This is a genomic window from Curtobacterium sp. 320 (genome assembly GCF_031455235.1).
Taxonomy (GTDB): Bacteria; Actinomycetota; Actinomycetes; order Actinomycetales; family Microbacteriaceae; genus Curtobacterium.
The window spans coordinates 66,216-87,773 of sequence record NZ_JAVDSI010000012.1; the positions used below are offsets into that span (position 1 = coordinate 66,216).

Annotated in this window: 23 protein-coding genes and 1 tRNA gene; 14 read left to right on the plus strand and 10 right to left on the minus strand. The window is 70.6% G+C overall.

Annotated features, from left to right (window positions below):
- The first annotated feature begins 8 nt into the window (after window positions 1-8).
- Window positions 9-569 (plus strand): AAA family ATPase, encoded by a 561-nt coding sequence (locus J2X60_RS15170; protein ID WP_309888647.1) that lies wholly within the window; start codon window positions 9-11, stop codon window positions 567-569.
- Between the two features lie 14 nt (window positions 570-583).
- Window positions 584-656, plus strand: a tRNA-Arg gene (locus tag J2X60_RS15175).
- Window positions 657-714: 58 nt separating this feature from the next.
- On the opposite strand, the gene J2X60_RS15180 is transcribed toward J2X60_RS15175, so the two are convergent.
- A complete protein-coding gene (locus J2X60_RS15180) occupies window positions 715-2,013 on the minus strand; it encodes a hypothetical protein (RefSeq protein WP_309888649.1) in 1,299 nt (432 codons plus the stop codon).
- A gap of 112 nt (window positions 2,014-2,125) precedes the next feature.
- A complete protein-coding gene (locus tag J2X60_RS15185; protein WP_070416608.1) occupies window positions 2,126-2,392 on the minus strand; it encodes a hypothetical protein in 267 nt (88 codons plus the stop codon).
- Window positions 2,393-2,556: 164 nt separating this feature from the next.
- Between J2X60_RS15185 and msrA the strand changes: the two genes are divergently transcribed.
- The 3 genes from msrA (at window position 2,557) to J2X60_RS15200 (ending at window position 4,081) form a co-directional block, all read left to right on the plus strand.
- The gene (gene msrA / locus J2X60_RS15190; RefSeq protein WP_070416607.1) at window positions 2,557-3,084 is read left to right on the plus strand and encodes a peptide-methionine (S)-S-oxide reductase MsrA; all 528 of its coding nucleotides are present in this window, start codon (window positions 2,557-2,559) and stop codon (window positions 3,082-3,084) included.
- Between the two features lie 38 nt (window positions 3,085-3,122).
- Window positions 3,123-3,326 carry a hypothetical protein gene (locus J2X60_RS15195; RefSeq protein ID WP_070416606.1) on the plus strand — a complete coding sequence of 68 codons (204 nt, stop codon included), beginning with the start codon at window positions 3,123-3,125 and terminating at the stop codon, window positions 3,324-3,326.
- A gap of 131 nt (window positions 3,327-3,457) precedes the next feature.
- Window positions 3,458-4,081 carry a single-stranded DNA-binding protein gene (locus tag J2X60_RS15200; protein WP_309778989.1) on the plus strand — a complete coding sequence of 208 codons (624 nt, stop codon included), beginning with the start codon at window positions 3,458-3,460 and terminating at the stop codon, window positions 4,079-4,081.
- 28 nt (window positions 4,082-4,109) lie between these two features.
- On the opposite strand, the gene J2X60_RS15205 is transcribed toward J2X60_RS15200, so the two are convergent.
- Window positions 4,110-4,832, minus strand: a complete 723-nt coding sequence (locus tag J2X60_RS15205) for a hypothetical protein (RefSeq protein WP_070416604.1) — start codon at window positions 4,830-4,832, stop codon at window positions 4,110-4,112.
- 157 nt (window positions 4,833-4,989) lie between these two features.
- Between J2X60_RS15205 and ettA the strand changes: the two genes are divergently transcribed.
- Both ettA and J2X60_RS15215 read left to right on the plus strand, forming a co-directional pair.
- Window positions 4,990-6,675: an energy-dependent translational throttle protein EttA gene (gene ettA / locus J2X60_RS15210; RefSeq protein WP_070416603.1), complete on the plus strand. Its 1,686-nt coding sequence runs from the start codon at window positions 4,990-4,992 to the stop codon at window positions 6,673-6,675.
- A gap of 29 nt (window positions 6,676-6,704) precedes the next feature.
- A complete protein-coding gene (locus J2X60_RS15215) occupies window positions 6,705-7,160 on the plus strand; it encodes a thioesterase family protein (RefSeq protein ID WP_070416602.1) in 456 nt (151 codons plus the stop codon).
- 26 nt (window positions 7,161-7,186) lie between these two features.
- Here the strand turns inward: J2X60_RS15215 and J2X60_RS15220 are convergent, their stop codons facing one another.
- Complete coding sequence (locus J2X60_RS15220) at window positions 7,187-8,044, minus strand: acyl-CoA thioesterase II (protein ID WP_309888652.1); 858 nt, start codon at window positions 8,042-8,044, stop codon at window positions 7,187-7,189.
- Window positions 8,045-8,102: 58 nt separating this feature from the next.
- On the opposite strand from J2X60_RS15220, the gene J2X60_RS15225 reads away from it, so the two are divergent.
- Together J2X60_RS15225 and J2X60_RS15230 are read left to right on the plus strand one after the other, a co-directional pair.
- The gene (locus tag J2X60_RS15225; RefSeq protein ID WP_071295907.1) at window positions 8,103-8,804 is read left to right on the plus strand and encodes a hypothetical protein; all 702 of its coding nucleotides are present in this window, start codon (window positions 8,103-8,105) and stop codon (window positions 8,802-8,804) included.
- Between the two features lie 38 nt (window positions 8,805-8,842).
- Window positions 8,843-9,685 (plus strand): NAD(P)H-binding protein, encoded by an 843-nt coding sequence (locus J2X60_RS15230; protein ID WP_309888654.1) that lies wholly within the window; start codon window positions 8,843-8,845, stop codon window positions 9,683-9,685.
- A gap of 134 nt (window positions 9,686-9,819) precedes the next feature.
- On the opposite strand, the gene J2X60_RS15235 is transcribed toward J2X60_RS15230, so the two are convergent.
- From J2X60_RS15235 to pepN, 3 genes are all read right to left on the minus strand, one after another.
- The gene (locus tag J2X60_RS15235) at window positions 9,820-10,260 is read right to left on the minus strand and encodes a globin (protein WP_309888656.1); all 441 of its coding nucleotides are present in this window, start codon (window positions 10,258-10,260) and stop codon (window positions 9,820-9,822) included.
- Window positions 10,257-11,333, minus strand: coding sequence for a mechanosensitive ion channel domain-containing protein (locus tag J2X60_RS15240; RefSeq protein WP_309778994.1), 1,077 nt, complete (start codon window positions 11,331-11,333; stop codon window positions 10,257-10,259). Before J2X60_RS15240 ends, J2X60_RS15235 begins: the two co-directional genes overlap by 4 nt.
- Window positions 11,334-11,410: 77 nt before the next feature.
- A complete protein-coding gene (gene pepN / locus J2X60_RS15245) occupies window positions 11,411-13,990 on the minus strand; it encodes an aminopeptidase N (protein ID WP_309888658.1) in 2,580 nt (859 codons plus the stop codon).
- Window positions 13,991-14,198: 208 nt separating this feature from the next.
- On the opposite strand from pepN, the gene J2X60_RS15250 reads away from it, so the two are divergent.
- A complete protein-coding gene (locus J2X60_RS15250; protein ID WP_217637385.1) occupies window positions 14,199-14,759 on the plus strand; it encodes a disulfide bond formation protein DsbA in 561 nt (186 codons plus the stop codon).
- A gap of 280 nt (window positions 14,760-15,039) precedes the next feature.
- Here J2X60_RS15250 and J2X60_RS15255 read toward each other — a convergent pair whose 3' ends face one another.
- Window positions 15,040-15,567 (minus strand): N-acetyltransferase family protein, encoded by a 528-nt coding sequence (locus J2X60_RS15255; RefSeq protein WP_309888660.1) that lies wholly within the window; start codon window positions 15,565-15,567, stop codon window positions 15,040-15,042.
- Between J2X60_RS15255 and J2X60_RS15260 the strand changes: the two genes are divergently transcribed.
- The 3 genes from J2X60_RS15260 to J2X60_RS15270 are packed head-to-tail and all read left to right on the plus strand — an operon-like array spanning window position 15,566 to window position 17,652.
- Window positions 15,566-16,195 carry an XRE family transcriptional regulator gene (locus tag J2X60_RS15260; RefSeq protein ID WP_309888661.1) on the plus strand — a complete coding sequence of 210 codons (630 nt, stop codon included), beginning with the start codon at window positions 15,566-15,568 and terminating at the stop codon, window positions 16,193-16,195. The genes J2X60_RS15255 and J2X60_RS15260 overlap by 2 nt on opposite strands.
- A 22-nt stretch (window positions 16,196-16,217) precedes the next feature.
- A complete protein-coding gene (locus J2X60_RS15265) occupies window positions 16,218-16,706 on the plus strand; it encodes a ribose-5-phosphate isomerase (protein WP_070416594.1) in 489 nt (162 codons plus the stop codon).
- A 19-nt stretch (window positions 16,707-16,725) separates the two neighbouring features.
- A complete protein-coding gene (locus J2X60_RS15270; protein WP_309888664.1) occupies window positions 16,726-17,652 on the plus strand; it encodes a DNA-formamidopyrimidine glycosylase family protein in 927 nt (308 codons plus the stop codon).
- A gap of 6 nt (window positions 17,653-17,658) precedes the next feature.
- On the opposite strand, the gene J2X60_RS15275 is transcribed toward J2X60_RS15270, so the two are convergent.
- Together J2X60_RS15275 and J2X60_RS15280 are read right to left on the minus strand one after the other, a co-directional pair.
- Window positions 17,659-19,134, minus strand: coding sequence for an amidohydrolase family protein (locus J2X60_RS15275; protein WP_309888671.1), 1,476 nt, complete (start codon window positions 19,132-19,134; stop codon window positions 17,659-17,661).
- Window positions 19,131-19,775, minus strand: a complete 645-nt coding sequence (locus J2X60_RS15280) for an FMN-binding negative transcriptional regulator (RefSeq protein ID WP_309888673.1) — start codon at window positions 19,773-19,775, stop codon at window positions 19,131-19,133. Before J2X60_RS15280 ends, J2X60_RS15275 begins: the two co-directional genes overlap by 4 nt.
- A 180-nt stretch (window positions 19,776-19,955) precedes the next feature.
- On the opposite strand from J2X60_RS15280, the gene J2X60_RS15285 reads away from it, so the two are divergent.
- Window positions 19,956-21,548, plus strand: a complete 1,593-nt coding sequence (locus J2X60_RS15285) for an ABC transporter substrate-binding protein (RefSeq protein ID WP_309888675.1) — start codon at window positions 19,956-19,958, stop codon at window positions 21,546-21,548.
- Window positions 21,549-21,558: the final 10 nt, after the last annotated feature.

The following is a 21,558-nucleotide window of genomic DNA, read 5'->3' on the forward strand; positions in this document are numbered from 1 at the left end:
GTCGACGCGTGCTCGGAGCCGACGACCCCCTGGACCCGGTGCCCCGTCGCGTCCTCGTCGCCGGCACCACGGGTGTCGGGAAGACCACCACGGCAGGGCGGATCGGCCGGGTCCTCGGGATCCCGCACACCGAGATCGACTCGCTGTACCACGGGCCCGGCTGGGTCCCGCGGGACACCTTCGTCACCGACGTCGAGCGGTACACGAGCGAACCCGCGTGGGTGACGGAGTGGCAGTACACCTCCGTCAGGGCGATGCTCGCGGAGCGGGCGGACACCCTCGTGTGGATCGACCTGCCGACGGCCCAGGCGCTCTGGCGACTGCTGCGTCGGACGCTCCACCGTCGGCTCGGGCGCATCGAGATGTGGAACGGCAACGTCGAACCGCCGTTGTGGACGTTCTTCACCGATCGCGGCCACATCCTCCGTTGGGGCATCAGTACCCGCAACGTGACGCGTCGACGGGTGCCCGAGCTCGTCGAGACCGCGCCGCACCTGCGCATCGTCCACCTCCGGTCGCAGCGGGAGGTCGACCGGTTCGTGCAGCACCTCGGCGAGGGTCGCGGATAGAATCGGGGCCGTCCGCCTCCGTAGCTCAGTGGATAGAGCAGGTGGTTTCTACCCACCGTGCCGCGGGTTCGATTCCTGCCGGGGGCACACACGACGAAGGCCGCCGTCCATCGGGACGGCGGCCTTCGTGTCGTTCGGCGACTGCCTACTCGTCGTCGTCGGCAGCGCGGCGACGGAGTTCGCTCGCGCTGATCGGCTGCGTGTAGGGCGCTTCCGAGGTCTCGTTCGCATCGGCCGGCTCGGCGGGGCCGTCCGCGATGCGGGTCGGGATCGACCGGGTGTGTGCGGTCGTCGAGGCGTCGACACCGCGGGCGTCGGACTCCGCGGAGCGGTTGACGTGCGCGTCCGCCGAGGTCGGCTTGGCGACCGGCGGTGCTGCGCTCGCGTCGGGACCGGTCGTGTCCGCCCCACGGGGCCCACTGCTCCGGGGGTCCGTGGTGGGACGGTCGGTGCCGCGAGGGCTGCTCGGCCGGACGTCGTCGACGGCGTCGGCGTTGTCGGTGTCCGTGCCGGACGTGGTCGACTCGGTCGCCGAGCCGCGGGTGCTGGCGGGCGGTGCCGGTGAGCCCAGGGGCGCCCGGGTCGGGGTGGCGGCGCCGTCGCCGTACGCGCGCGTGGCGTTCGTGTCGGAGATCGCGGTCGTCCGGTTCGTGCTGGAGGTGTCCGAGATCGGCGTCGTCGCGTTCGGGTCGACCGGTGCGGAGCCGCCGCGGGTGACCGAGAAGCCTGCGCCCGCGGACGGGGCAGCACTGGTGCTTGCCGCGGCGGTGCCGGTGCCGGGGGCTGCGGCGGGCGCGTTCGCCGGGGCGGGCCGGAGGGAGGTCGTCGTCGGCGTCGGGCGCTCGGCAGGGACGGCGGTGGTCGTACCGGCGTCCGTCGGTCGCGCGGCGGCGGCCTGGTCGGCGTTCCAGTCCTGCTGCCGCGTGATGAGCTCGGCGTCGGGGTCGGGCGAATCGAACTTCCAGCGCTCGAGGTCGCTCTTGAAGAGCTTGCGCGCCCGGTTCGGTCGTGCCTGCCACTCGAGGATGCGGTCACGGAACTCGGCGAGCGACTGCTCCGCCTGGAAGCTGAAGGTCGAGGAGTTCTTCTTGATGTCCGCGATCTCGTGCTGCGTCCAGTTCGCCGCGAGGGGCGCACCGGCAACGGGGAGCAGACGGAGTCGGATGTCGGCGTCCTCGGCGAGGTGGTCGGCGTACGCGCGCTCGTCGTGCCCGAGGGAACCCCAGGTCGCGGCCTTGCGTGCAGCCGAGACGATGCCCGCGACGGCGGCGTTCCGCGCTTCGCGTTCCTGCATCGCCACGACCCGCTTCGTCGCCCCGCGGCCGATGAGCGCCGCGATGATGCCCGCCACGACGATCGCGACGAACGGGATGAGCGCGCCGGAGATCACGCGCCAGCCGTTGTCGGACGAGATCCAGTCGGTCAGGTCGTTCCACCAGTCCATGCGCGCACCCTACTCACGAAACGGTCAGGCATCGGGGAGGTCGGGCGGCGTTCCGCGCATCCGACCAGACATGATTCCAATGTGGAACATCATGTCGTCCGGTGAGGCCGGGTCAGCCCCAGCGCAGGCAGTCCACGGCGTCGTCGGCCGACCAGACGTTCGGGAGCTCGACGAAGCGTCGCTCGGTCGACACGTACCGACGGGCGCGGTAGGCGGTGCCCCCGGCTACGTCGACGCGGTCCACGTACCCGACGATCTCGCCGTTCGCCCGGGTCACGCGGCTGAGGTCGTCGCGGACGTCGAGGATTCGGAGGTCGCCGCGCGAGCGGGCCACGGGCGCGGTACGGATCCGGAAGACCGGTTCGTTCGTCGTCTGCATCGTGGTGCCTCCTGCTCGTCGGTGTGTCTCCGACGGTACGGCCGACCACCGACACGCCGAGTGCGCTCGGACGATCCGGGGAGCGCTGCCGGGGGAGTGCGCGTTGTGGAGGAGGCGTGCCCCGGTCGCGGCTCGTTCCGAGCGGGGAACGGTAGGTTGCGGCCATGACGACGTTCGTGCTCGCAGGTGGATGTTTCTGGTGTCTCGACGCCGTGTACCGCACGCTCCAGGGCGTGCAGGACGTGGTGTCCGGCTACGTCGGCGGCGAGGTCGAGAACCCCTCGTACGAGTCGGTGTGCACGGGGACGACCGGTCACGCCGAGGCGGTGGCGGTCACCTTCGACGAGACGGTCATCCCGGCCGACGTCATCCTCGACGTGTTCTTCACGCTGCACGACCCGCGGCAGCTGAACCGGCAGGGCGCCGACGTCGGCACGCAGTACCGCTCGGCGATGTTCCCGGCCGACGACGACCAGAAGGCCCTGTTCGAGCGGGCGATCGCGCGCGCCTCGGACATCTGGGACGGCGGCATCGTGACGACGATCGAACCGCTCGGTACCTTCTACCGTGCAGAGGAGTACCACCAGGACTTCTTCGCGAAGAACCCCGGTCAGGGCTACTGCCTCGCGGTGGCGCTGCCCAAGGTGAACAAGGTCCGCAAGGCCTACAGTCAGTACATCCTGGCGTCCTGAGACTCCGGACGTCGGGGCCACGAGGAGGTGGTCGAACGATGACGAACAACACCGGGACCTGGGTCGCGGTCGGACCAGCGGGAGCGGTCGGCAGCATCCACCGAGCAGACGGCGGGTTCCGCGTCGAGCTCTACGGTCGGAGCGCGGGCGGCGGGACGTACCCGTCGCTCGAGTCGGCGAAGGGCGCCGTGCACGCAGCGCTCGGCCCGTTGGCGGACCGACCCGAGTTCCGCGCGCACTGAACGCGCGGTGCCCACGTCTCGACCAGGAGGCGCGGGGGACTCGTCCTCCACAACGTACCTGATCGGGTCATCCAGTCACAGATCGAGCCCCGGGCCGCTTCCGCGACCCGGGGCTCGATGACGATCGACGCATGAACGACACCATCACCGTCTGCGGGATCATCGCCACCGAGCCACGTCACCTCGTGACCGACACCGGCATCGCCATCACGAGCATGCGCCTCGCCTCACCGTCCCGACGCTGGGACCGGGCGACCTCGACCTGGACCAACGGCGCCACGAACTGGTACACCGTCACGGCCTTCCGATCGCTCGCGGCCAACGTGCACCGTTCCCTGAAGAAGGGCGACCGCATCGTCGTCACCGGGCGCATCCGCATCCGGACGTGGGAGAGGGACGGTCGCGGCGGCACCTCCGTCGAGATCGACGCGGAGGCACTCGGGCACGACCTCGCCTGGGGGATCAGCAACTGGGTGCGCGTCCCGCGGCACACGGGTGAGGCGACCGCGCCTCCGGGGAGCACGCCGGGCGTCCTGCCGCACGTCGACCCGGTCACCGGCGAGGTCGGCGCGGCGGGCACGGACCGCACCCCCGTGCCGGGTGTCGACCCCGACCCGACGGAGCCGGACGTCCGCGAGGAACTGCCCGACGGTGCCGAGGCCGCTCGCCACGCCGCGGCGGCGATCGGTCACGAGTTCGACGTCGTCGTGGGCGTCGACCCGGTGGTGGACGGGGACGAGCGTGCCGCGGCCTGAGCCGGTCCCCGTCCCCGCTCCCGGGCGCCTACCGCCAGTTCTGGGCGATCATCGCGATGCCCGCGACCTCGGTGGTGTCCCAGTTGCCGCCCCGGGGGAGCCCCGAGACCCGTCCGTCGATCGAGAAGCTCGCACCCTGGACCTTCGGGCTGTTCGTCTGCTTCGCCTTGAGCCCGTGGAACGAGAAGCTCGTGTTCCACGTGCCGGCGAGCCCGGTCCGACCGGACGAGTCGCCGACCTTGATCGAGATGTCGTTCACCTGCGAGTGCACGACGTCACCGTTGAGTCGGGCGTTCGCCTCGGCGTTGAAGAAGAGCCGCCCGTCGAGGTTCAGGGCGATCGTGCCGACCGTGCGGTTGTTGAGGATGACCGACGCGACGTCGTTCTTGTACCAGCGCAGCCCGACCGACGTCTTGCTGTGCGAGGCGCCGCCCATGTAGCCGTACGTGAACTTGCCGTTCTGCACCCGCTCCCAGATGAACCGGGGCTGCCCCTTGCTCACGGACGAGGCGGTGTCGGACTGGATCCCCACGGCGAACGCGTTGTTGTGGGCGTCGTGGACGTTGATGTACGACGAGTACCCGGTGCCCGAGCCGCTCTCGATGAGGTGCGCGGTGTACTGGACGTAGGGGTTGCCGCGCGGGACGGGCGACGCTGCCGAGGCAGCCGTCGCCGGGGCGAGCAGCGCGACGGTGAGCGCGGTGGCTCCCGCGAGGGGGAGCGCGAGACGGCGCAGACGCTTGGTGAACATGTCCTGATCCTCTCCGGTGGTCGATCGACCGTGCTCCCGGTGCGGAGCGGGGAAACGGTACGTCGAAGTCGGCGAGCGCAACAGCCCCCGTGCGTGATCCGGCGAACCGGCGACCGGGCAGACGGACGCCCCGCACTGTCAGTACACTTGGCGCGATATGGCTGAGTACATCTACCAGATGGTTCGCGCCCGCAAGGCGGTCGGCGACAAGCTGATCCTCGACGACGTCACGATGTCGTTCCTCCCCGGCGCCAAGATCGGCGTCGTCGGGCCGAACGGTGCGGGCAAGTCGACGATCCTGAAGATCATGGCGGGTCTCGACCAGCCGTCCAATGGCGAGGCGAAGCTCACCCCGGGCTTCACCGTCGGCATCCTCATGCAGGAGCCCGAGCTCGACGAGTCGAAGACGGTGCTCGAGAACGTGCAGGAAGGCGTCGGCGAGATCCACGCGAAGATCACGCGCTTCAACGAGATCTCCGCGCAGATGGCCGAGCCGGACGCTGACTTCGACGCGCTCCTCGCCGAGATGGGCACCCTGCAGGAGGACATCGACGCGGCGGACGCGTGGGACCTCGACTCGCAGCTCGAGCAGGCCATGGCCGCGCTCCAGTGCCCCCCGGGGGACGAGCTCGTCACGCACCTTTCGGGTGGTGAGAAGCGTCGTGTGGCGCTCTGCAAGCTGCTGCTCCAGAAGCCGGACCTGCTCCTCCTCGACGAGCCCACCAACCACCTCGACGCCGAGTCCGTCCTCTGGCTCGAGCAGCACCTGCAGCAGTACCACGGTGCCGTCCTGGCCGTGACCCACGACCGGTACTTCCTCGACCACGTCGCGCAGTGGATCGCCGAGGTCGACCGCGGTCGTCTCTACCCGTACGAGGGCAACTACTCGACCTACCTCGAGAAGAAGCGCGCCCGGCTCGAGGTCCAGGGCAAGAAGGACGCCAAGCTCGCGAAGCGCCTCTCCTCGGAGCTCGACTGGGTCCGCAGCAACACGAAGGGCCGCCAGGCAAAGTCCAAGGCCCGTCTCGCCCGCTACGAGGAGATGGTCACCGAGGCCGAGCGCACGCGCAAGCTCGACTTCGAGGAGATCGTCATCCCCGTCGGCCCGCGCCTGGGCTCGCAGGTCATCGACGCCGAGAAGCTGCACAAGCAGTTCGGCGAGCGCATCATCATCGACGACCTGTCCTTCACGCTGCCCCGCAACGGCATCGTCGGCGTGATCGGCCCGAACGGCGTCGGCAAGACCACGCTGTTCAAGACGATCGTCGGCCTCGAACCGCTCGACGGCGGCACACTGAAGATCGGCGAGACGGTCGACATCTCGTACGTCGACCAGAGCCGCGGAGGCATCGACCCGAACAAGAACCTGTGGGAGGTCGTGTCCGACGGACTTGACTACATCCAGGTCGGCAAGACCGAGATCCCGTCGCGTGCGTACGTGTCGCAGTTCGGGTTCAAGGGTCCGGACCAGCAGAAGAAGGCCGGGGTGCTCTCCGGTGGTGAGCGCAACCGTCTGAACCTGGCGCTGACGCTCAAGCAGGGCGGCAACCTGCTGCTCCTCGACGAGCCGACGAACGACCTCGACGTCGAGACCCTCGGCAGCCTCGAGAACGCGCTGCTCGAGTACCCGGGTTGTGCCGTGGTCATCACGCACGACCGGTGGTTCCTCGACCGCATCGCGACGCACATCCTCGCGTGGGAAGGCCTGAACGAGGACGGCACGCCGAACTGGTACTGGTTCGAGGGCAACTTCGAGGCGTACGAGGAGAACAAGATCGAGCGGCTCGGCGCCGACGCGGCCAAGCCGGGTCGGGCGACCTACCGCAAGCTCACCCGCGACTGACCGTGGCGCGGTTGCACGCTCCGGTCCGCATGCGGTGGAGCGACATCGACGCCTACGGTCACGTCAACAACTCCGCGATGCTGCGCCTCCTGGAAGAGGCGCGCATCGTGGGGTTCTGGGGACCCGACCCCGAGGAGCGCGCTCCGGACGGGTCGGTCCCGGAGCCGATCATCGACGGGCGGCCGGGTTCCGGCACCATGACCGTGATCGCGGCGCAGCGCCTCGAGTACCTCGCGTCGATCCCGTACCTGCGGCAGCCGCTCGACATCCAGATGTGGATCGGTCGGCTCGGCGGCGCGAGCATCGACGTCTCGTACGAGGTCTGGTCGCCGGTCGGGCACGAGCCCGCGGTGCTGTACACCAGGGCGACGACCGCGCTCGTGATGGTCGACGCCGTCAGCAACCGTCCGCGTCGGCTGACCGAGGCCGAGCGGGACGCGTGCGCCGCCTACGTCGAAGCCCCGGTGGAGTTCTCCCGCCCGTAGGACGGACCGCAGCACAGTCGGCCGGGTCAGCGCGGGACGCGCATCATCCCCTCCTGCGCGACCGATGCCAGCAGCCGGCCGTCCGGCGAGAACATCCGCCCGAACGCGAGTCCTCGACCGCCCTGCGCGCTCGGGGACTCCTGCGTGTAGAGCACCCACTCGTCGGCCCGGCCGTCACGGTGCCACCACATCGCGTGGTCGAGGCTGGCGCTCTTCACACCGGGGGTGCCCCAGGCCACCCCGTGACGCCGCATGATCGGCTCGAGGATGGACAGGTCGCTCGCGTACGCGAGGACGGCGCGGTGCAGCGCCGGGTCGGCGGGGAGCTCGCCGTCGACCCGGAACCACACCGCCTGGTGGGCGATGTGCTCGCCCTGCACGTCGACGAACACCGGGCCCTCGACGTGCCGCAGGTCGATGGAGCGTTCGGCCCACGCCCGAGCGACGGGGTGGTCGATGGCCGACAGGATCGACGCGGCCGACGGTAGGGACTCCGGTTCGGGCACGTCGACGGGGAACGGGTCCTGGTGCTCGACGCCGACGTCCGGGCGCTGGAACGAGGCGATCATCGAGAAGATCGGCACACCGCGCTGGTAGGCCTGCACCCGCCGCGCGGCGAACGACCGCCCGTCGTGGATGCGTTCGACACCGAAGGTGATCGGGACGTCGATGTCGCCGGGGCGGAGGAAGTAGCCGTGCATCGAGTGGATGTCGCGGTCCTCGATGGTGGCCTGCGCGGCGACGATGCACTGCGCGAGCACCTGCCCGCCGAACACCCGGCCGCCGGGGGACCAGTGGCTCGCGCCGGTGAGGATGGTCTCGCCGGTGCTCGCGCCGGTGTCCTCGAGTCTGAGGGTCCGCAGGAAGTCCGGTTCGCCGTTCACACCGAGCAGTCTACGAACGCCCCGGCGCCGAGCCGTGCCCGGTAGGCTGCTGGGTGACATGGGCACCTCGTTCACGCTTCCCGACGCAGCCTCCCTCGGTGACCTGCGCACCTACCTCGGACGGGCCGCCCGCATCGAGGACGGCTCCGTCCGACTCATCGCGGACTCCGGCGTCCTCGCGGTCTACACCGCGATCCTCTACCCGCTCGGGCTGCTCGACGAACTGCCGACGGTCCTCGGGCTGCGGACGTTCTCGCTCGCGCAGCCGGCGACCGTCGACGCGGTCGTCCCGCTGGCCTCGCTGCAGGAACGTCTGCGGCTGCTCGCCGACGCGCACGACGCCGAGCACGCCGACGGCGCCGACCCCACCCGGGCGACCCCGATCGAGGTGGAGCTCCCGCTCGAGGTCCACACCGTCACCTGGGCAGCGATCTCCCCGCCCCGCGGTGGCTGGGTCCCGCTGCCCGACGTCTCGCCGGAGCTCCTCCGCCGTGCCGCACGCGACGGCATCGCCGAGGTCGCCGACGCCGTCCCGACGAACGCCGGCGAGGCCATCGTCCGCAAGGTCCGGTCAGAGGTCTGGGGCCGTCCGGTCGCGGGCATCGAGCACGTCCCCGCCGGCGCGGGCTTCGCCGGGGAGAGCCTCGGCTTCCTCGGCCACGACCCGGTGCGACTCTTCGAGACCGGCCCGTGGAGCCGCCTGACCACCTCGCGCGGGCACGTGCTCGTCAAGCGTCGCGCCTGGACCCTCAACTCGTAGGCAGCCGGTTCCCCGACCGGTCGTGGTTGGCTGGCTCCATGCACGTCTTCCTCACCGGCGCGTCCGGGTACATCGGTTCCTCGGTCCTCCGCGCACTCGTCGCCCACGAGCACGAGGTCACCGCCCTCGTCCGCACGGACGAGAAGGCACAGGCGGTCCGCGACGCGGGTGGCCGCGCCCTCGTCGGTGACGTCACCGACACCGACGTCGTCCGCCGGCTCGCACACGAGGCGGACGCCGTCGTGCACACGGCCTCGGCCCAGGGCATCGACGCGGACTTCATCGCGACCGTGCTCACGGCGCTCGAGGGCACCCCGAAGCCGTTCGTGCACACCGGCGGGATCTTCACCTTCGGCGACTCGACCGACATCTCCGAGCAGTCGCCGCTGTCGCCGCCGGCACTGACCGCCTGGCGCGTGCCGAACGAGGCGACGGTGCGGGCGAGCAGCGTCCGGACGACGATCATCGCGCCCGGCATCGTCTACGGCCGCGGCGCCGGCATCCCCGCGATGTTCGTCGGTGACGGCGAGCACGAGGTCCGACTCGTCGGTGACGGTTCTCAGCGCTGGACGACGGTGCACACCGACGACCTCGGCGAGCTCTACGTCCTCGCCCTGCACCGCGGTGAGCAGGACGGCTACGTCGTCGCGGCCACCGGGGACAACCCGACGGTCCGCGAGATCGCGGAGGCGGGAGCGCACGGCTCGCCGATCGTGGCCGAGAGCGTCGACGCCAGCCGCGAGCGCCTCGGCACCGAGTACGCCGACGCGCTGCTGCTCCACCAGGAGGCCTCTGGTGCCCACGCGCGCAGCGCGTTCGGGTGGAACCCGACCCGGCCCCCGCTCGTCGAGGACCTCGCCGACGGCTCCTACGTCCGCTGACGCGACCGGGTGACGGACTGGAGGTGGGCCCCGCCGGCCGGTACCGGCGCACCGCGCCAGCGGGGTGACGGCCGTGCCAGGAGGGACGGTGCCAGCAGGCACCGCGCCTCCAGTCCGTCAGCCGCGCACGTCCGTCAGTCGAACGTGTTCGTCATGGCGTGCGCCGCCCGGTCGAGGTAGGCCCAGAGCTCTGCCTCGTCGAGGGGCGCGAGCTGGAGGGACTCGACCGCGTCGCGCATGTGGTGGAGCCAGCGTTCGCGGGCCTCGGACGTGATCCGGAACGGCATGTGCCGCATCCGCAGGCGGGGGTGTCCGCGTTCCTCGCTGTAGGTCCCCGGGCCGCCCCAGTACTGCTGCAGGAAGGCCGAGAGACGCCAGATCGCTCCCTCGAGGTCGTCCGCCGGGTACATCGGCCAGATGACGTCGTCCTGCTGCACGCCCTCGTAGAAGCGCCGGACGAGCCGGTCGAAGGTGGGCGCGCCGCCGATGCGCTCGAAGAGGGAGCCGGTGGCCGAGGCGCCGTGCTCGCCGACCCGCAGCGTGATCGGCTGTGCGGGCGGGGTGGGGTCGGTCATCGCGGGTCCTTCCCGGCGTCGGGGTCGTCGGTCCGGATCGGCTGACCGAGGACGTTCTTGCGGCCGCGCCGGGGCTTGGTCGGCGCCGGCGTCGGCTGGGTCCGCACGGTGCGCAGACCGTTGATCGATGTCGCGTTCTCCCACCCGGCGGGCATGATCATCGCCATCGCGGGCAGGGTCACGCCGAGTTCGTCGACGGCGTGCTTCAGCCGGACGCGGAGCTCGCGGCCGACGACGTCGAGCTCGGACGCCCGGGTCTTCACGACGAGCCGGAACACCATGCCGGCGTCCGTGATCGACTGCAGCCCCCAGATCTCCGGCTTCTCGACGATGCGCTGGCGCCACCGGGGTTCCTGCGACATCGTGACCGCGGCCTTGAGGAGGGCGTCCTGCACGGCGTCGATGTCGGTGTCGTACGGGACCGTGATGTCGACGAGGACGCGCGACCAGCCCTGCGAGAGGTTGCCGACACGCAGGATCTGCCCGTTCGGCACGAACCAGAGGATGCCGTTCACGTCGCGGATCTGCATGACCCGCAGCCCGACGTTCTCGACGACGCCGGTCGCCTGGCCGGTGTCGACGACGTCGCCGACGCCGGCCTGGTCCTCGAGGATCATGAACACGCCGGAGAGCAGGTCGCGCACGATGCTCTGTGCGCCGACCGCGAGCCCGGCGGCGACGAGCGACGCGCCACCGACGATCCCGACGGCCGCGTTCGGGATGACGAGCGGGATGATGACGACGAGTGCGAGCACGACGACGATCACCGTCGCGAGGTTCTCGAGCACGCTGCCGAGCGTGCGGGTGCGCTGCACGACGCGGGCGGTCTGGATCGGCGAGGCGATGAGTGCCTGCGTGTCGGTCGCGCCCTGACGCTTCTTCACGCCGTTCACGACGCGGTCGACGACGCCCTTGATCGAGTGCCGAAGGATGATCCGCAGGACCAGCGCGGCGAGGATCGTGATGACGATCGTGATCGGGACGTGCCAGGTGGCGACGAACTCGCCGAACGTCTGCGAGACGGCCTCTGCCGGGCCTGACGGGGTCGGGGAGGGAACTGCAACCAAGGTCATGATCCGGTCGATGCTAGAGGGCGGGGCCCTGGCGTCCCCTGGGGAACGCCAGGACCCCGCCGATCCTCATCCGAGACTCAGGCGTCCGCCGCCTGGACCCGCAGGGCACGCTCGGTCCCCGCCAGGCTCTCGGACACGATGCGACGCAGCGCCGGGGTCTCCGGGTGCGCCTCGAGCCACGCGGCCGCGGCGTCCCGCAGCTCGGCCGACGCGAGCGGCGCCGGGTAGAGCCCCGAGACGATGGTGTCGGCCATGTGGTAGCTGCGCTCGGCCCAGATGCGCGTGAGCACGTCGAAGTACTTGGGGACGAGACCCTCGAGCACGACCGGGCTGTTCACGTGCTGGTACCCGACCGTCGTCTGGCGCACGATCGCGTTGGGCAGCTCGGACGAGTCCACGAGCGACGAGAACGCAGCGAGCTTGCCCTCGGCCGTCGGGATCGTCGCACGGGCACGCGCGGCGGCCTGCTCACCCGACGCGGTCTTGTCCGCAGCGAGCTCGGCGTCGACCTCGGCACCGGAGGCGGCACCCGCGAGCACGAGGCCCTCGAGCAGCTCCCAGCGCAGGTCGGTGTCGATCTCGAGCCCGTTCAGCGTCACCGAACCGTCGCGCAGGCCGCTCAGGGTGGCCACGTGCTCGGGCGTGGAGGCGATCTGCGCGAAGAACTTCACGAACTGGAACTGCGCGTCGGAACCGGCCTCGGCGCTCGACGCGAGGTTCCAGAGCGTGTCGCCGACGGTGCGCACGGTCTGGTCGACCTTCGCCGGCACGACGTAGTTGCGCGCGGTCAGGAGCAGCTGCGAGAGCGTCGTGCGGATCGTGGTCGACTCGGTCTCGGTGGCGATGTTGCCGAGCACCAGGCGGACGTAGTCGCTGGCGGGCGACTCGGCGTCGCGCGTGGCGTCCCACATCGCGCCCCACACGATCGAGCGGGCGAGCGGGTTCGCGATCGAGGCGAGGTGCTCGATGGCGGTCCGGCGCGAGTGCTCGTCGAGACGGATCTTGGCGTAGGCGAGGTCGTCGTCGTTGAGGAGCACGAGGTCGCCGCGCTGCACGCCGACGAGCTCCGGGACCTCGGTGCGGGCACCGTCGACGTCGATCTCGACGCGGTGCACGCGCTCGAGTTTGCCGCCGGAGGACGCGGTGTCGGCGCCGAACGGTGCATCCGAGTCCTGCGTGACGGCGTAGACGCCGATCGCCAGACGGTGCGGACGGAGCGTCGGGTAGTCGGCCGGCGCTTCCTGCAGCACGGCGAACGACGTGATCGCGCCGGACTCGTCGACCTCGATCTCGGGGCGGAGCGTGTTCACCCCGGCGGTCTCGAGCCAGGCCTTCGACCACTCGGAGAGGTCACGGCCGCTGGTGGCCTCGAGCTCGACGAGCAGGTCGCGCAGCTCGGTGTTCGAGTGGTGGTGCTTCTTGAAGTACGCCGAGACGCCCGCGAAGAACGCGTCGATGCCGACCCACGCCACGAGCTGCTTCAGGACGGAGCCGCCCTTGGCGTACGTGATGCCGTCGAAGTTGACCTGGACGTCCTCGAGGTCGTTGATCGTCGCGACGATCGGGTGCGTCGAGGGGAGCTGGTCCTGGCGGTAGGCCCAGGACTTCTCCATCGCCTGGAACGTGGTCCACGCCTCGGTCCACTCGGTGGCCTCGGCCGTGGCGATCGTCGAGGCCCACTCGGCGAAGGACTCGTTGAGCCACAGGTCGTTCCACCACTTCATGGTGACGAGGTCGCCGAACCACATGTGGGCGAGCTCGTGCAGGATCGTGACGACCCGGCGCTCCTTGATGGCGTCGGTGACCTTCGACCGGAAGACGTAGGTCTCGGTGAAGGTGACGGCCCCGGCGTTCTCCATCGCGCCGGCGTTGAACTCCGGCACGAACAGCTGGTCGTACTTCTCGAACGGGTACGGGACGTCGAACTTCTCCTCGTAGTAGGCGAAGCCCTTCTTCGTGGTCTCGAAGACGTACTCGGGGTCGAGGTACTCGGCGAGCGACTTCCGCGCGAAGACGCCGAGCGGGATCGTCCGGCCGTCGCGGCTCGTCAGCTCGTCTCGCACGACCTCGTACGGGCCGGCGACGAGCGCGGTGATGTAGCTCGAGATCTTCGCCGTCGGGGGGAATGCCCACGTGGCGATGTCGCCGTCGACGTGCGGCTCGGGCGTGGGGGAGTTCGAGACGACCTGCCACCGGGACGGCGCCGTCACGGTGAAGGTGAACTCGGCCTTGAGGTCGGGCTGCTCGAACACGGCGAACATGCGACGTGAGTCGGGCACCTCGAACTGGGAGTACAGGTACACCTCGTCGTCGACCGGGTCGACGAAGCGGTGCAGGCCCTCGCCCGTGTTCGTGTAGAGCGCGTCGCTGACGACCACGAGCTCGTTCTGCTCCTGCAGGCCGTCGAGCTGGATGCGGACCCCGTCGTTCACGGCGGCGACGTCGAGCGCCGTGCCGTTCAGCGTGATCGAGTGCACCGACTTCGTGATGGCGTCGATGAACGTGGACGCACCGTCGGTGGCGGTGAAGCGCACCCGCGTGGTGCTGCCGAACGTCTCGGCGCCGCGGGTCAGGTCGAGCTCGACGTCGTACGTCTGCACGTCGACGATCGCGGCACGTTCCTGGGCTTCGATTCGGGTGAGGTTCTCTCCGGGCACGGACGCTCCATCTTCGCGGTTGCACACGGACGGTCCTTGTCCGCGTGAGGGGGGTCCCGGCACGGCGTCGTGCACCGGCGGGACGGTCGCCTCCAGCCTAGCGAGCACGCGTACGCTCGCATCCGTGACCGACACGACTGTGGACAAGACGACCGCCGACCGCACCGCTGTGGAGTTCTGGTTCGACCCGAACTGCCCCTGGGCCTGGATGACGAGCCGCTGGGTCGGCGAGGTCGCCCGGCACCGCGACCTCGACGTCACCTGGAACGTGATGAGCCTGTTCGTCCTCAACGAGGACCAGGACGTCCCGGACACCTACCGCGAGCGGCTCGTGGCCGGGCAGGTCTACCCGCGCATCGTGACCGCGGCACGGCTCCGCCTCGGGCAGGAGATCGTCAAGCCGCTCTACGACGCGCTCGGTGAGCACATCCACCACCGCCAGGAGCAGGACCCGGAGCAGGTCGTGCCGGCGGTGCTCGCGGAGCTCGGCCTCGACGCCGACCTGCTCGAGTACGCCTGGACGGACGAGGTCGACCAGGCCGTCCGCGCCAGCCACCAGGACGGCATCGACCGGGTCGGCCAGGACGTCGGGACGCCGGTCATCGCCGTCGAGGGCACCGCCTTCTTCGGCCCGGTCATCTCGCCGGCGCCGAAGGGCCAGGAGGCGCTCGACCTCTGGGACGGCGTCGTCGCGGTCGCCAAGTACCCGGGCTTCTTCGAGCTCAAGCGCTCGCGGACCGTCGGCCCGATCTTCGACACCACCGACTGACGTCGGCCCGACGGCGCAGCCACGCGGCGCGGATGGCCGCCGCACGACCGGAGTGCACCCGAACCACGACAACGTCCGGTTCGGGTGCGCTTTCGTTGTGCGCCGTCACGCGCCGCGACCACGGGGACCGTCCGGTCGCGCCCGCAGCGCTCGGCACGCGGCGCGGATGGTCGCCGCACGACCGGAGTGCACCCGAACCACGACAACGTCCGGTTCGGATGCGCTTTCGTTGTGCGCGGGGGCCAGGAGGCGCGGCTCGCGTCCGCCCCGCCGGCCCGGCTCAGGCGAGCGGGAGCCGCATGAGCGTCAGGTCGAGCCAGCGGTCGAACTTGCGTCCGACCTCGGGCACGACGGCGACCGTGTCGAACCCGAGCTTGGTGTGCAGCGCGATCGACCCGGCGTTCTCGCTGCAGATCCCCGCCATCAGGACGTGCCGCCCCTCCGCCCGTGCCCGTGCGACGAGGGCGTCCATGAGGACGGTCGCGATGCCCCGCCCGCGGAACGCCTCGACGACGTACACGCTGTGCTCCACCGTCAGCCGGTACCCCTGGTGCGGCCGCCACTGCGAGTACGTCGCGTAACCGGCGACCTGCCCATCGACCTCGGCGACGAGGACCGGCCAGCCGTCGGCGCGACGCTCGGCGAGCCAGCCGTCGAAGTACGAGCGCGGGTGCGGCTCCTCCTGCCAGATGGCGGTGGAGTGCAGGACGGCGTCGACGTGCAGTGCGTGGACGACGTCGAGGTCGCGTGGCTCGCACTCCCGGACGGTGACCGGACCCGACCCGTTCGTCGCATATGCTGTCGTCATGTCTCACATCGTAGACGCACCGGAGTCGGAACCGGAAACGGCGGACGACGCCGACCAACGACGGCTCGGCGAGCGCCTGCAGCGCCTCCGCACGGAGCGGAAGTGGAGTCTCACCGAGCTCGCCGAGGAGTCCGGGGTCTCCCGCGCCATGATCAACCGCGTCGAACGCGGGGTGTCGAGCCCGACGGCGACCATCCTCGGGCGGCTGTCGGGAGCGTTCGGACTCACGGTCTCACAGCTCCTCGACGAGTCCCTCGACCACGAGGTGCCCCGGGCGACCGATCCCGACGACGCGCGGGGCGTCCAGCGCGGCGCGACCGCCGACTCCTGGACCGATCCCGAGACCGGGTACCGGCGTCGACCGATCTCGAGTGCGGCCTTCCCCGCGGACGTCACCGAGGTGCGCCTCCCGTCCGGCCGCGAAGTGGCCTACCCGGCGTCCGCGTACGCGTTCCTGCGCCACTGCATCTGGGTGGTCGACGGCGTGCTCGAACTCGTCGTCGGCGGCGAGTCGACGCGGCTCGCCGCGGGGGACCGCATCGAGCTCGGGGACCCCGCCGACGTCGTCTACCGGAACCCGGGCGAGGAGCCCACGCGGTACGTCGTGGTCGTGGTCCGGGGGCAGTAGTCGCAGGAATAGGATCGATCCCATGCGCATCCACCTCGGAACGGACCACGCCGGCCTCGAGTTCAACAAGACCCTCGCCACCCACCTGACGGAGGCCGGGCACGAGGTGGTGGACCACGGTCCGACCGAGTACGACGCGCTCGACGACTACCCCTCGTTCTGCATCAACGCCGCGCACGCCGTGGTGCAGGACCAGCGTGCGGGCGTCCAGGCGCTCGGTGTCGTGTTCGGGGGGTCCGGCAACGGCGAGCAGATCGCCGCGAACAAGGTCGAGGGCGTCCGCGCCGCGCTCGTGTGGAACGAGTCCACCGCGCTCCTCGCCCGCCAGCACAACGACGCCAACGTCATCTCGATCGGCGCCCGCCAGCACACCGAGGACGAAGCGATCCGGTTCGTCGACCTGTTCATCGCCGAGCCGTTCTCGGGCGAGGAGCGTCACGCCCGCCGCATCGCGCAGCTCGCCGAGTACGAGACCACCGGCCTGATCGCCGGCAAGCAGATCGACCAGTGAGGCCGAGTAGACAAGAGCAATGCCCGAGGGTCACTCCGTCCACCGCATCGCCAACCAGTTCACCCGGCACTTCGTCGGCAAACGCTGCGAGGTGTCGAGTCCGCAGGGACGGTTCGCCGCCGGTGCCGCCCAGCTCGACGGCACGCGCATGGTCGCTGCCCGGGCCGTCGGCAAGCAGATGTTCCTCGAGTTCGAGGGCGACCGGTTCCTCCGCGTCCACCTCGGCCTCTACGGGGCGTGGGACTTCGCGGGGGACCTCTCCACCGCCGGGGCGCTGTCGGACGACGACGGCGAGGAGTCCCTGACGTCGATCGGCGCTCCCCGTCTCGCCCGCTACCGGATGGCCGAGCAGGAGAAGGTCGAGGACCCGATCGAGGCGTTCCCGCCGGACCCCGTCGGGCAGGTGCGCGTGCGGCTGCTCACCGAGGACACGGTCGCCGACCTGCGCGGCCCGACGGCGTGCGTCGTCGAGGACCCGGCCGGCGTGCAGAAGGCGCTCGACAAGCTCGGCCCGGACCCGATCAACGACGACGGCCCCGAGGCCGAGAAGACCTTCGTCGACAACGTCCGGAAGCGGAACGTCGCGATCGGGCAGCTGCTCATGGACCAGGCCGTCGTGAGCGGCATCGGCAACATCTACCGCGCCGAGCTGCTGTTCCGGCAGCGCATCGACCCCTACAAGCCGGGCAAGAAGCTCACCGTCAAGCAGGCGAAGGCGCTCTGGCACGACTGGTCGAAGCTCCTGCACGAGGGCGTCCGCGACGGCCTCATGCTGACCATGGACGGCCTGTCGAAGAGCGAGCACGCGAAGGCCGTCCGGTCCCGGAAGGACCGGCACTGGGTCTACCACCGCGAGGGCGAACCCTGCCGGGTGTGCGGCACCGAGATCCGGATGGCCGACATGGCCGGCCGCAAGCTCTACTGGTGCCCGAAGGACCAGAAGTAGCGCCGGTCAGACGTCCCGGTACGTGAACCGTCCGGCGATCGCGGTCGCCAGCACCCGTGCTCGCCGGAGCTGCCCGGACCCGGTCGCCGCGAGCGGGTCCGCCTCGAGCAGCACGAGGTCCGCGACGTCGCCGACGGCCACCCCGACCCGACCGCCCTCGGTCGACCCGCGCCAGGCCGTCAGCACGCCGAGGCGTTCGGCCGGGTGCCACGGCTCGCGGCCGTCCCGGTCGCGTCCGACGGCCGCGGCCATCGACACCCACGGGTCGAGCGGCGCGACCGGCGCGTCCGAGCCGAGCAGCAGCCGGGCACCGGCACGGTCGAGGGACGCGAACGGGAACGCCCGCTCGGTCATCCCGGCCCAGTAGCGGTCGGCGATGTCGCGGTCGTCCATCGCGTGCTCGGGCTGCACCGACGCGGCCACCCCGAGCCGTGCGAACCGCTCCAGGTCGGTGTCCGCCAGCAGCTGCGCGTGCTCGATCGTGCCGCGTGCGCCGACGGCCTCGAAGACGTCGAGCGCGAGGGTGTTCGCCCGGTCGCCGATCGCGTGCACCGCGGGGACGAGCCCGGCGTCGACCGCCCGACGGAGCATCGCCACGAGGTCCTCGAACGACCACACGAGCACGCCGTCGCCGGAGGCCGTCGCCGCCGTCCGGGTGCCGAGCGAGCCGTCGGTGATCACCTTGAACGGGCCCGTCCGGACGAGCCCGCGGGTGCCCTCGACGACGTCGCCGGTGCGGAGTCCCCGTCGGATCGCGGCGTCGAGGTCGGCCGGGTAGACCCCCGAGTCGACGCGGAGGCCGTCCGTGCCGGCCTGCACACGGCGGGTCCAGCGGTCGAGTCCGAAGGTCATCTCGAGGTCGGTCACCCGGGTCACGCCGCGGGCGGCGGCCGCCTCGACGGCGTCGGCGACGAAGCCGTCGAGCACCTCGTCCGGCACGCGGGAGAGCGCGCCGGTCACGTCGAACGCGTCCTGCTCGCGGAGTACCCCGTCGTCGCCGGCGACGAGCGGGCGGCCGACGACGCCGGAGAAGTGCTCCAGCGCCGCGGCGTTGCACCAGACGGCGTGCAGGTCACCGCTGATGACGACGATCGGGAGGCGCGGCTCGATCCGGTCGAGCAGCGCACGTCGTGCGGGGCGGGGCCACATCCCGTCGCGGTAGCCGTGTCCGATCAGGACGCGGTCCGCCACACCGGTGCGCGCCACCTCCGCCAGCAGGTCGGCGGTCGCCTCCGCCGAGTCGCAGGCCGACACGTCGACGCGACGGCGGACGAGGGCCCACTGGTCGAAGTGCACGTGGTGGTCGACGAGCCCGGGACCGAGCCAGGCGCCGGCCGTCTCGACGACGTCGGTGTCGACGTCCGTGGGGTCGAGCGTGCCGGCCGGCGCGATCGCGGTGACCAGCCCGTCGACGATCCGGACGTCGGACGGGGCGCCGGACGTGCCCACCCGCCGGACGGTGCGGAGCAGGATCTCCTTCACCGCGCCTCCAGGCCGTGTGCACGGGCCATCTCGTCGGCGAGTGCCGGCGAGGCGTACGGACCGTCGCCGCGCAGCCCCGCGACGATCCGGTCCACCACCTCCGGTGCCTTGTTCTGCGAGAGCTTCGCGCGGGCGTCGAACCGGGTGACCCGGATGCGGATCCCGACGGTGCCCTTCGCCATCCGGCGTGCCGTCTCCTCGTCGACCTCGAGGGAGACCGGCTCGGGCATCACGCGCTCGAAGTGGTCGACGAGTTCACCGAGGACGCGGAAGTTCTCCTCGTCGGACAGGATCTCCGGCGTGCCCCAGCAGTGCGCCGTCACGTGGTTCCAGGTCGGCACGAACTGCTCCGGCGGGTACCAGGCGGGCGAGACGTAGCCGTGCGGGCCCTGGAACACGACGAGCACCTCGTGTCGACCGAGTTCGTGGGCCACCTCGTCCGGGCGGCCGACGTGCGACACCAGGACGAGCTCGTCGGGGTCCGCAGCGTCGCCCGCTGTGGGCGTCTCGAGCAGGAACGGGTAGTGCGACGCGACCAGCCCGGCCTCGGTGTGCGAGACGATCGTCGCCCACGGGTTGCCCCCGATGAGGCGTCGCACCTCGTCGACGTCGGTCATCAGGAAGTGCGGTGTGTGTCGCATGTCCGCCAGCGTGGCACACGCGGTGACCACGGCGCGAGGGCCGCCGTTTCCGGTGTGTTTCAGAACGGTAAAGCTTTCAGAGATCACTGAAAGAAGTCTTGTGTTCGGGTTTCCGCCGGGCCTAGCTTCTCGGTCAACGACGACCGGGCCGGACCCGGGAGCGGGACTCGAGGAGCACACATGCGACGCAGGACGATCGCCGCGCTGGCTGCAGCAGCCACGCTGGCGCTGGTGGCCACGGGCTGTTCGGCCACCGGGAACGCGGACGACCAGGCCGGCTCCGGCGGGAGCCTCGTCTACGCCACCGGCGAGCCCGACCACCTCACGCCGGGTCGCCAGACGGTGGCCTTCACCCAGGTGCTCAGCCTGTTCGCGCCGCTCACCGAGACCGACTCGAAGGGGAAGCTCCACGACGTCGCCGCGAAGAGCGTGGAGTCGACCGACAACACCACGTGGACGATCACCCTCCGCGACGGGTGGACGTTCCAGAACGGCGAGGAGGTCACGCCGGAGAGCTACGTCAAGGCGTGGAACCACACCGCCTACGGCCCGAACGCGTGGGAGAACAGCGGGGAGCTCGCCGCGATCGTCGGCTACGAGGACCTCAACCCGGCGTCCGGTACGCCGAAGACGAAGGAGATGTCAGGGCTCAAGGTGACCGGGAAGGACACCTTCACCGTGACGCTCGACCACGCGGACAGCCAGTTCCCGCTCCAGCTCAGCCAGGCGCAGACCGCGTTCTACCCGATGCCCGAGGCCGCCTACGAGGACCTGAAGGCCTACGACGCCAAGCCGATCGGCAACGGCCCCTACGAGATGACCGAGGCGTGGAAGGCGAACCAGCCGTTCACCGTCACCGCGTGGAAGGGCTACGAGGGCACGAAGGCGAAGACGAAGGACGTCACCTTCAAGAGCTACTCGGACATGAACACCGCGTACACCGACGTGCTCGCGGGCAACGCCGACGTCCTCTTCCTGCCGGCGGACAAGATGACCAGCGCCGGAGCGGACTTCGGGGACCGCCTGCACTCGTTCGACGCACCCGGCATCGACTACCTCGGCTTCCCGCTCTGGGACGAGCGCTACTCGGACCCCGACGTGCGCCGGGCGATCTCGATGTCGATCAACCGCAAGCAGGTCAACACGGCGATCTACGGCGGGCTGTACGAACCCGCCACCGCGCTGACCCCGCCGAACATGTCCGGGACCGAGGAGGGCATCTGCGGCGAGGCGTGCGAGTTCTCCCCGTCGAAGGCCAAGGCGCTGCTCGCGAAGGCCGGTGGCTTCGACGGCACGATCACCCTCGTCTACCCGGGCGGCAACGGCCTCGACTCGCTCTACCAGGCGTACGCGAACCAGATCCGGCAGAACCTCGGCGTCGACACCGTCGCGAAGGCCACCACCGACTGGGCCTCGTACTACTCCGAGCTCACCGACAAGAAGATCGAGGGGCCGCACTTCGGGCACTGGGGCGCGCTCTACGCCAGCCAGCAGAACACCCTCCGCGCACTGTTCACCTCGGCCGGTGGATGCGCCCCCTGCACCGGCTACTACCAGTCGGACGAGGTCGATCAACTCCTCGCGAAGGCGGACTCCGCCGGCTCGCAGGACGAGGCGAACGACTACTACGCCCAGACGCAGAAGGCCGTGCTCGAGGACTTCCCGATCGTCCCGACGTTCTTCGACAAGTACTCGTACGTGGTGAGCGACAAGATCGCCTCGCTGCCCGCGGTCGACGGCAGCCCGGTCGTCCCCGCGATCACCGTCAAGTAGGGACCGGCAC

Bases quoted from the DNA above. Each gene is read 5' to 3' on its own strand.
- J2X60_RS15180 (WP_309888649.1), bottom strand. From the start codon at position 2,013: ATGGACTGGTGGAACGACCTGACCGACTGGATCTCGTCCGACAACGGC.
- J2X60_RS15230 (WP_309888654.1), top strand. From the start codon at position 8,843: ATGCACGTCTTCCTCACCGGCGCGTCCGGGTACATCGGTTCCTCGGTC.
- ettA (WP_070416603.1), top strand. From the start codon at position 4,990: ATGGCTGAGTACATCTACCAGATGGTTCGCGCCCGCAAGGCGGTCGGC.
- J2X60_RS15240 (WP_309778994.1), bottom strand. From the start codon at position 11,333: ATGACCTTGGTTGCAGTTCCCTCCCCGACCCCGTCAGGCCCGGCAGAG.
- J2X60_RS15205 (WP_070416604.1), bottom strand. From the start codon at position 4,832: ATGTTCACCAAGCGTCTGCGCCGTCTCGCGCTCCCCCTCGCGGGAGCC.
- J2X60_RS15265 (WP_070416594.1), top strand. From the start codon at position 16,218: ATGCGCATCCACCTCGGAACGGACCACGCCGGCCTCGAGTTCAACAAG.
- J2X60_RS15185 (WP_070416608.1), bottom strand. From the start codon at position 2,392: ATGCAGACGACGAACGAACCGGTCTTCCGGATCCGTACCGCGCCCGTG.
- J2X60_RS15250 (WP_217637385.1), top strand. From the start codon at position 14,199: ATGACGAGCCGCTGGGTCGGCGAGGTCGCCCGGCACCGCGACCTCGAC.
- J2X60_RS15195 (WP_070416606.1), top strand. From the start codon at position 3,123: ATGACGAACAACACCGGGACCTGGGTCGCGGTCGGACCAGCGGGAGCG.
- J2X60_RS15280 (WP_309888673.1), bottom strand. From the start codon at position 19,775: ATGCGACACACACCGCACTTCCTGATGACCGACGTCGACGAGGTGCGA.
- J2X60_RS15255 (WP_309888660.1), bottom strand. From the start codon at position 15,567: ATGACGACAGCATATGCGACGAACGGGTCGGGTCCGGTCACCGTCCGG.
- J2X60_RS15285 (WP_309888675.1), top strand. From the start codon at position 19,956: ATGCGACGCAGGACGATCGCCGCGCTGGCTGCAGCAGCCACGCTGGCG.
- J2X60_RS15270 (WP_309888664.1), top strand. From the start codon at position 16,726: ATGCCCGAGGGTCACTCCGTCCACCGCATCGCCAACCAGTTCACCCGG.
- J2X60_RS15200 (WP_309778989.1), top strand. From the start codon at position 3,458: ATGAACGACACCATCACCGTCTGCGGGATCATCGCCACCGAGCCACGT.
- J2X60_RS15235 (WP_309888656.1), bottom strand. From the start codon at position 10,260: ATGACCGACCCCACCCCGCCCGCACAGCCGATCACGCTGCGGGTCGGC.
- msrA (WP_070416607.1), top strand. From the start codon at position 2,557: ATGACGACGTTCGTGCTCGCAGGTGGATGTTTCTGGTGTCTCGACGCC.
- J2X60_RS15225 (WP_071295907.1), top strand. From the start codon at position 8,103: ATGGGCACCTCGTTCACGCTTCCCGACGCAGCCTCCCTCGGTGACCTG.
- J2X60_RS15260 (WP_309888661.1), top strand. From the start codon at position 15,566: ATGTCTCACATCGTAGACGCACCGGAGTCGGAACCGGAAACGGCGGAC.
- J2X60_RS15215 (WP_070416602.1), top strand. From the start codon at position 6,705: ATGCGGTGGAGCGACATCGACGCCTACGGTCACGTCAACAACTCCGCG.